This is a genomic window from Lelliottia nimipressuralis (assembly GCF_004115925.1).
GTDB lineage: Bacteria > Pseudomonadota > Gammaproteobacteria > Enterobacterales > Enterobacteriaceae > Enterobacter > Enterobacter nimipressuralis.
The window spans coordinates 21,366-29,167 of the sequence record NZ_SDDX01000006.1 but is presented as its reverse complement, the minus strand read 5'-3'; the positions used below and the strand labels follow the sequence as shown (position 1 = coordinate 29,167).

Here is a 7,802-nt window from a genome sequence, read left to right as displayed (position 1 = left end):
GCAGTGCAACGCGGCTTTCGCTCACCGTTGCGAGGTGGCGTATATTACGCTTTCCTCTTTCAGAGTCAACCCTGAAATTCAGGATTTTTTCTCTTCAACCGAACCGGCTGTTTGTGTGAAGTGATTCACATCTGCCGTGTCGATGGAGGCGCATTATAGGGAGTTCTCGTCAGCCCGCAACCGCTAAATGACAGAAAAATGACTGACTGCTGCATTCCACAGCAAAACCCCGCCTTATACCCTTTTTCACACAGACTTATCCACAACCCGACGAAAATTTGAAAATTCGCGAGCGTTGCGCAAACGTTTTCGTTAAAATGCACGCGCCATGCAAGGATGCCCTGTCAGGTGTGTTAGATGAGTTTTTTAAAGGAAAATTCATCTAACGCTCTCTGTAATCGTGAAATCCAGGGGATTTACCATGCAACAACGTCGTCCAGTCCGCCGCGCTCTGCTCAGTGTTTCTGATAAAGCCGGTATCGTCGAATTCGCTCAGGCACTTTCTGCACGCGGTGTAGAGCTGCTGTCCACTGGCGGAACCGCTCGCCTGTTAGCAGATAAAGGTCTGCCGGTAACCGAAGTGTCCGATTACACCGGTTTCCCGGAAATGATGGATGGACGCGTAAAGACCCTGCATCCAAAAGTGCACGGCGGCATTCTCGGTCGTCGCGGTCAGGATGACGGCATCATGGATCAACACGGGATTGCGCCGATCGATATGGTGGTTGTTAATCTCTATCCTTTCGCCCAGACCGTTGCCCGCGAAAACTGCTCTCTGGAAGATGCGGTCGAGAATATCGACATCGGCGGGCCAACCATGGTGCGCTCCGCCGCGAAGAACCATAAAGATGTGGCTATCGTGGTAAAGAGCAGCGACTACAACACCATCATTAACGAGATGGATGCCAATGAAGGCTCCCTGACGCTGGAAACCCGTTTCGACCTCGCCATCAAAGCGTTCGAACACACCGCTGCTTACGACAGCATGATCGCCAACTACTTCGGTAGTCTTGTTCCGGCCTATCACGGTGAAAGCAAAGAGCCTGCTGGCCGCTTCCCGCGCACCCTGAATCTGAACTTCATTAAGAAGCAGGATATGCGTTACGGCGAGAACAGCCATCAGAACGCAGCCTTCTATATAGAAGAAGAGATCAAAGAAGCTTCCGTTGCCACCGCTCAGCAGGTCCAGGGCAAAGCGCTTTCCTATAACAACATCGCCGATACCGACGCGGCGCTGGAGTGCGTGAAAGAGTTCAGCGAACCGGCCTGTGTGATCGTCAAACACGCGAACCCATGCGGCGTCGCCGTAAGCACTTCCATTCTGGAAGCTTACAACCGCGCGTACAAAACTGACCCAACTTCCGCTTTCGGCGGCATTATTGCTTTCAACCGCGAACTGGATGCCGAAACAGCGCAGGCGATCATCTCCCGCCAGTTCGTTGAAGTGATCATTGCCCCTTCAGCGACCGAAGAAGCCCTGAAGATCACCGCCGCTAAGCAGAACGTCCGCGTGCTGGTCTGCGGCCAGTGGGCTGAACGCGTCCCGGCGCTGGATTTCAAACGTGTTAACGGCGGCCTGCTGGTTCAGGATCGCGATCTGGGTATGGTCACCGCTGGCGATCTGCGTGTGGTCAGCAAACGCCAGCCGACCGAGCAGGAACTGCGTGATGCGCTGTTTTGCTGGAAAGTGGCGAAATTCGTTAAATCCAACGCCATTGTCTATTCCAAAGAGAACATGACTATCGGCATTGGCGCAGGCCAGATGAGCCGCGTTTACTCCGCGAAAATCGCCGGTATTAAAGCCAGCGATGAAGGGCTTGAAGTGAAAGGCTCCGCCATGGCCTCTGATGCCTTCTTCCCGTTCCGCGACGGTATTGATGCCGCAGCGGCGGCTGGCGTTACCTGTGTCATTCAGCCGGGCGGATCAATCCGCGATGACGAAGTGATTGCTGCTGCCGACGAACACGGCATCGCAATGATCTTCACCGACATGCGTCACTTCCGCCATTAATCTCCGGAGCAGACAATGAAAGTATTAGTGATTGGTAACGGCGGGCGCGAACACGCCCTGGCGTGGAAAGCGGCACAGTCGCCTCTGGTTGAAACCGTCTTCGTGGCACCGGGTAATGCCGGCACCGCGCTGGAACCTGCTCTGCAGAACGTCGCGATCGGCGTGACCGATATTCCGGCGCTGCTGAACTTCGCCCTGAATGAGAAAATCGATCTGACCATCGTCGGCCCGGAAGCACCGCTGGTGATTGGCGTGGTAGATGCGTTCCGCGCGGCGGGCCTGAAAATCTTCGGCCCAACGGAGGGCGCAGCGCAGCTCGAAGGCTCTAAAGCCTTCACCAAAGATTTCCTTGCGCGTCACAAAATCCCGACCGGTGAGTATCAGAATTTCACCGAAGTGGAGCCTGCGCTGGCGTATCTGCGCGAAAAAGGCGCCCCGATTGTCATCAAGGCCGACGGTCTGGCTGCCGGTAAAGGCGTGATCGTGGCGATGACCCTCGAAGAAGCCGAAGCGGCCGTTCAGGATATGCTGGCAGGTAACGCTTTCGGCGACGCTGGGCACCGCATCGTGATCGAAGAGTTCCTCGACGGCGAAGAGGCGAGCTTTATCGTGATGGTCGATGGCGAGCATGTCCTGCCGATGGCCACCAGCCAGGATCACAAACGTGTGGGTGATGGCGATACTGGTCCGAATACCGGCGGCATGGGCGCTTACTCTCCGGCGCCGGTGGTGACTGACGAAGTCCACCAGCGCACGATGGAGCGCATCATCTGGCCTACCGTGAAAGGCATGGCCGCAGAAGGCAACACGTACACCGGTTTCCTGTATGCCGGGCTGATGATCGACAAGCAGGGCAACCCAAAAGTTATCGAGTTCAACTGCCGCTTTGGCGATCCGGAAACGCAGCCGATCATGCTGCGCATGAAATCCGATCTGGTGGAACTGTGCCTGGCCGCCTGTGACGGCAAGCTTGATGAGAAAACGTCCGAGTGGGATACACGCGCCTCTTTGGGCGTTGTGATCGCTGCCGGCGGGTATCCGGGCAACTACAACAATGGCGATGAGATCCACGGTTTACCGCTGGAAGAGGTCGACGGCGGTAAAGTGTTCCATGCTGGCACCAAACTGGCAGAAGACGATCGCGTGTTAACTAACGGGGGTCGCGTATTGTGCGCCACCGCGCTGGGTAACACCGTTGCCGACGCGCAGAAACGCGCTTACGCGCTGATGAAGGATATCCACTGGAACGGCAGCTTTAGCCGCGGTGATATTGGTTATCGTGCGATTGCCCGCGAGCAAGAACAGTAACAACTATTCGCCCTCTCCGTCCGGAGGGGGCACTGATATCAGAAATTCTTTTCCGTCGGCTGCCACGTGCAGAAATCTTCGTTTGCCACCAGCAGCAGCTGTGACCCTTCTGGCGCTTCAAGCCAGGCAATGCTCACTTCCATCGAAGAGTGTCGCTGACGCCGTTCGATATGTTCTTTCGCCCAGGCTTCGAGATCGGGCTTAACGGTCTGCCCTTCACAGGTGGTGACTGTGCCATCAGGATGCCAGCGCCCCTGACGTAGCACCACGCGTCCCTGACGCAGCGCATCGCTGGTCTGGCGCACCTGGGTTGCCCGATAGCGGTACAGGGCGATTTGATCGCTGGAGAGCTGTTGTTTTTGGCCGTTGACCTCGCGCTGCATAAAGCTCAGCTCACCGTGGTCATCAAAGCGCACGCGGACGTGTTCAGGCGTTTTACTGTAGATATTGAGTTCAATCAGCGACAGCGCATCGCCTTGCCAGCGGTATTCCGCCGTAGAGGTATTGCCGTTGTGCCATGGGCTGAATGCGGAGAGCAGGTGAACGTCGTCACCAGAGTCTTTGCGCCAGACTCGTACCGCGCCCTGATCGTCAGCGTATCCGCTGGCGGTAAACGGCGGCAGAGAGGAGTCATGGCTGCAGGCAGTGAGCAACAGCATGCCCGCCAGCGCGAGCGGACGGCGCCATGAAAACAAAAGGGGCGAAACCGCCCCCTTGTTAAAACTGTTCACGGCCACGCCGTCTTACTTAACAGCGTCTTTCAGTGCTTTACCAGAAACAAATGCCGGTACGTTTGCAGCGGCGATTTTGATTTCTTTACCGGTCTGCGGGTTGCGGCCAGTACGCTCAGCGCGGTGGTTCACTTTGAAGGTACCGAAACCAACCAGTTGTACAGCATCGCCTTCTTTCAGAGACTCAGTAATAGCAGCCAGGGTGGATTCCAGAGCAGCTTTAGCCTGCACTTTAGACAGATCAGCCTTGTCCGCAATTACATCAATCAGTTGAGTCTTGTTCATAAGTTATCCTTTCAATGTGTTTATCGCTTGCTAAGCATCGAGTGCGACGAAAATGCCAAAAAAGCACTCTCCTGCATACACGCACCGATAGCCACTTTTTTTCGCCCCCCAAATGTAGACCAGACGGGGGGCAGAAGGGAAGAGTCGAGGTGCGACAAAACAGGCGTTAAATCACGTTTTATTGTCTCATTGGTTAAAAATTATACCAATATTACTCTCGCCCGCCTCGCGTAAGTCCGCGCGCAGCCCTTTTATCAGCTCAATATCGCGTTCTTCGCAGTCGGCCAAAAGTCGGAATATTTCCCACTGAATATCCCACTCCTGCTCGACCGCAGGGTTCGCTCGCAGCTCTTCGTCGGTCATTTCGCGACCTTCCTGGGTCATTTCCAGCATCGCCACGGTGGTAATGGACGCCTTACTGACTTCGATGGCATGGTCCAGGGTTTCACCGCTCAGACGGGAGTGAAGTAATTCACTCAGTGCCACGCAGGCGTCGATAGCCGGGTAGACGCCATACATATCGTAGTCATCCGCCGACGGGATCGCCTCTTCCAGTTTTTCGAGCTGAGAATCGAAATTCACCTTAGCGTCTTTGACCGTCAGCGTTTCCCAAATCAGGTCGAGAATACGACGATAAATCTGGCCTTCACCAAATCCAGTCTGCTTGCAGAACGTGGCATAGTTGGGATACATGCGCTCGCACAGACAGGCCATAAAGGTGACGTGCTGCCAGCTTTCCAGCTTCTCAAGGCGCAGATGAATCGGGTTTTGTAACATGATGATGTCTCGAATCGGAAATTAGCCGCAGTTTACCTGAATCAACGCTGAATTTCCTGCCAACGAACAAATGCCGGACGCGCGGACGCCACTGCGTCAGCCCAGCGCGTCGGCTCCGGTAAACGGTAGCCTTTCATGCAGCGTTGCACCCACGCCAGTGCGCTGTCGGTGCTCACGCGATGACCCGTCGCCACAAAAAGCGGATTACAGCGCGCTTTACTGCGCCAGACCCACGCCAGCTGCTCGCCCTTGTCCATCAGCGGTGCGAGAGCACCCGGTTCGGCGGAAAGCGGTTCGAACTTGCCGCACAGACGCTTTTTCGCCACGCCAATCGTCGGCACATCCACCAGCAGACCAAAATGGCTGGCCACGCCGAGGCGTCGCGGGTGGGAAATCCCATGACCATCGACGAACAAAAGATCGGGTTTTTGCGAGAGTTGCTCCCACGCTGCCAGCAGCGCGGGGTATTCACGAAAGGAGAGAAAACCAGGAATGTAGGGCATGGTGGTGGCGATGCGCGCCACTTTGTACTCCACCAGCTCCAGCGCGGGATAGGTTAACAGCACCATCGCGGCTCGCGTCACTTCCCCGCCCTGCTCAAACCCGACATCGGCACCGGCGATCAACGCCGGGGGATTCACATCCAGACGATCCTCGCGGATCACCGAGGAGGCCAGTTCGATTTGCTGAGCGCGTAATGACGCGAGATCCATAATCACTCCCTACTGGTGGTACTGGGCAGAAAGGCGGTGCACCGCCTCGACAAACACGCCTGCGTGCTCTGGCGGTACATCCTGATGAATACCGTGGCCGAGGTTAAAGACGTGCCCCTCACCCTGACCGAATCCGGCCAGAATGGTCGCCACTTCTTCTTCGATGCGTGCAGGTTGCGCGTAGAGCATGGAGGGGTCCATATTGCCCTGCAGCGCCACTTTGTCACCCACGCGACGGCGCGCATCGGCAATATCCGTCGTCCAGTCGAGACCCAGCGCATCGCAGCCGGTCGCGGCCAGCGCTTCCAGCCACTGCCCGCCGCCTTTGGTGAACAGCGTCACCGGCACGCGACGGCCCTCGTTTTCACGCAGCAGACCGTCGACTATTTTATGCATGTAGTACAGGGAGAACTGCTGATAATCGCGCCCGGTCAGCACTCCGCCCCAGGTATCGAAAATCATGACCGACTGCGCACCCGCTTTAATCTGCGCATTGAGATACAGAGTGACGCTTTTCGCCAGTTTGTCGAGCAGCGCATGCAGCGCCAGCGGCTCGGCGTACATCATCTTTTTGATCATTGTGAAGGCTTTGCTGCTACCACCTTCAACCATATACGTCGCCAGGGTCCACGGGCTTCCGGAGAAGCCAATCAGCGGCACTTCGCCTTTCAGCTCGCGGCGAATAGTGCGCACCGCGTTCATGACGTAGCCCAGCTCCTGTTCAGGGTCTGGAATCGGCAGTTTATCGACGTCAGCTTTGCTCTTAATCGGTGAGGTAAAACGCGGGCCTTCGCCGGTTTCGAAATAGAGACCCAGCCCCATCGCGTCCGGAATGGTCAGAATATCTGAAAAAAGGATCGCCGCATCGAGCGGAAAACGGCGCAGCGGCTGCAGCGTGACTTCGCAGGCCAACTCGGCGTTTTTGCACAGGGACATAAAATCGCCCGCCTCGGCGCGCGTGGCTTTGTACTCCGGCAAATAACGGCCCGCCTGGCGCATCATCCACACCGGGGTGATATCAACGGGTTGGCGCAGCAGCGCACGCAGATAACGATCGTTCTTCAGTTCGGTCATTTTTGCAGTTCCTTAAGCGTCATGCCGCCAGTGTAACATGTGATTCATTCATAGTCGGCCCGACACATCGCGACGGTATCTTCTATCAGACGACGCGCCACGGTGCCTGGTGGCGGAAGAAGGGGTAAGTCGTCGTAGCGATACCAGTTGGCTTCCAGCAGCTCTTTTTGGTCGATCACTATATCGCCGCTGTCATAATCCGCCATAAACGCGGTCATCAGCGACATGGGGAAGGGCCACGGCTGGGAGGTGACGTAACGCAGGTTTTTAACCTTGATGCTGCTCTCTTCCATCACTTCGCGAGCAACAGCCTGTTCGAGCGTCTCACCCACTTCGACAAAGCCGGCCAGCACCGTATGCACGCCGTTGCGATGGCGAGTGTGTTGCGCCAGCAGAATAGTGTCATCCCGACGAATGGCGACGATGATGCACGGGGCGATTTGCGGGTAGTAGCGCTCCCGGCAGTGGCTGCACAGCATGGCCCACTCGGATTTGCTCTGGTGCATGGTGTGCCCGCAGTAGCCGCAGAACTTATGGGATCGGAAAAATTCTGCCAGTTGCACGCCACGCCCGGCAAGCTGGAACAGACCGACGTCCAGATCGATCACCTGGCGAACCGATCCCATTTCGTGATGGCGATGCTGCTGGATCAACCACACGGGATCGCCCTGCCATTCGCCGAGCCAAAGTGCCCTCTGCCCCGCAAGATCGAAACGTCCTGCCTCGCCGTAAGGTAATTCTCCGCCGGGCAACCATAATTTTTGTTCGTGGCTGACGATCCACCAGCCGCGATCTAATTTTTCAATTATACGATCCATATCTATTGCACTACCTTTGCTTCACAGGCATGTTGATAACAATATTCTTACATTTCCGGGTGGCCAGCTTTTTCATCTTAACCTT

The 7,802-nt window shown here is 56.2% G+C and carries 8 protein-coding genes; 2 read left to right on the top strand and 6 right to left on the bottom strand.

What is annotated here, in order from left to right; all coding sequences use genetic code 11:
- The first annotated feature begins 421 nt into the window (after positions 1 to 421).
- Together purH and purD are read left to right on the top strand one after the other, a co-directional pair.
- Positions 422 to 2,011, top strand: coding sequence for a bifunctional phosphoribosylaminoimidazolecarboxamide formyltransferase/IMP cyclohydrolase (purH, locus tag ETG88_RS05955; RefSeq protein WP_129034931.1), 1,590 nt, complete (start codon positions 422 to 424; stop codon positions 2,009 to 2,011).
- 15 nt (positions 2,012 to 2,026) lie between these two features.
- Positions 2,027 to 3,319, top strand: coding sequence for a phosphoribosylamine--glycine ligase (gene purD / locus ETG88_RS05950; protein WP_129034930.1), 1,293 nt, complete (start codon positions 2,027 to 2,029; stop codon positions 3,317 to 3,319).
- Between the two features lie 38 nt (positions 3,320 to 3,357).
- Here the strand turns inward: purD and ETG88_RS05945 are convergent, their stop codons facing one another.
- The 6 genes from ETG88_RS05945 to nudC all read right to left on the bottom strand — a co-directional run bounded on the left by ETG88_RS05945 (position 3,358) and on the right by nudC (position 7,717).
- Positions 3,358 to 4,050 (bottom strand): DUF1481 domain-containing protein, encoded by a 693-nt coding sequence (locus ETG88_RS05945; RefSeq protein ID WP_100780783.1) that lies wholly within the window; start codon positions 4,048 to 4,050, stop codon positions 3,358 to 3,360.
- Positions 4,051 to 4,062: 12 nt separating this feature from the next.
- Positions 4,063 to 4,335, bottom strand: coding sequence for a nucleoid-associated protein HU-alpha (gene hupA, locus ETG88_RS05940; protein WP_002445246.1), 273 nt, complete (start codon positions 4,333 to 4,335; stop codon positions 4,063 to 4,065).
- 186 nt (positions 4,336 to 4,521) lie between these two features.
- The gene (locus ETG88_RS05935; RefSeq protein WP_100778093.1) at positions 4,522 to 5,112 is read right to left on the bottom strand and encodes a YjaG family protein; all 591 of its coding nucleotides are present in this window, start codon (positions 5,110 to 5,112) and stop codon (positions 4,522 to 4,524) included.
- Positions 5,113 to 5,153: 41 nt separating this feature from the next.
- Entirely contained in the window at positions 5,154 to 5,825 is a 672-nt protein-coding gene (gene nfi / locus ETG88_RS05930) for a deoxyribonuclease V (RefSeq protein WP_102105768.1), read from the bottom strand.
- 9 nt (positions 5,826 to 5,834) lie between these two features.
- Positions 5,835 to 6,899 carry a uroporphyrinogen decarboxylase gene (gene hemE, locus ETG88_RS05925; protein ID WP_102105769.1) on the bottom strand — a complete coding sequence of 355 codons (1,065 nt, stop codon included), beginning with the start codon at positions 6,897 to 6,899 and terminating at the stop codon, positions 5,835 to 5,837.
- Positions 6,900 to 6,943: 44 nt separating this feature from the next.
- Positions 6,944 to 7,717, bottom strand: a complete 774-nt coding sequence (gene nudC / locus ETG88_RS05920) for an NAD(+) diphosphatase (RefSeq protein ID WP_123429646.1) — start codon at positions 7,715 to 7,717, stop codon at positions 6,944 to 6,946.
- Positions 7,718 to 7,802: the final 85 nt, after the last annotated feature.

What these genes read in the sequence shown, in the direction of transcription:
- nfi (WP_102105768.1), bottom strand. Translation starts at nt 5,825, where the DNA reads ATGGATCTCGCGTCATTACGCGCTCAGCAAATCGAACTGGCCTCCTCG.
- purD (WP_129034930.1), top strand. Translation starts at nt 2,027, where the DNA reads ATGAAAGTATTAGTGATTGGTAACGGCGGGCGCGAACACGCCCTGGCG.
- nudC (WP_123429646.1), bottom strand. Translation starts at nt 7,717, where the DNA reads ATGGATCGTATAATTGAAAAATTAGATCGCGGCTGGTGGATCGTCAGC.
- hupA (WP_002445246.1), bottom strand. Translation starts at nt 4,335, where the DNA reads ATGAACAAGACTCAACTGATTGATGTAATTGCGGACAAGGCTGATCTG.
- purH (WP_129034931.1), top strand. Translation starts at nt 422, where the DNA reads ATGCAACAACGTCGTCCAGTCCGCCGCGCTCTGCTCAGTGTTTCTGAT.
- hemE (WP_102105769.1), bottom strand. Translation starts at nt 6,899, where the DNA reads ATGACCGAACTGAAGAACGATCGTTATCTGCGTGCGCTGCTGCGCCAA.
- ETG88_RS05935 (WP_100778093.1), bottom strand. Translation starts at nt 5,112, where the DNA reads ATGTTACAAAACCCGATTCATCTGCGCCTTGAGAAGCTGGAAAGCTGG.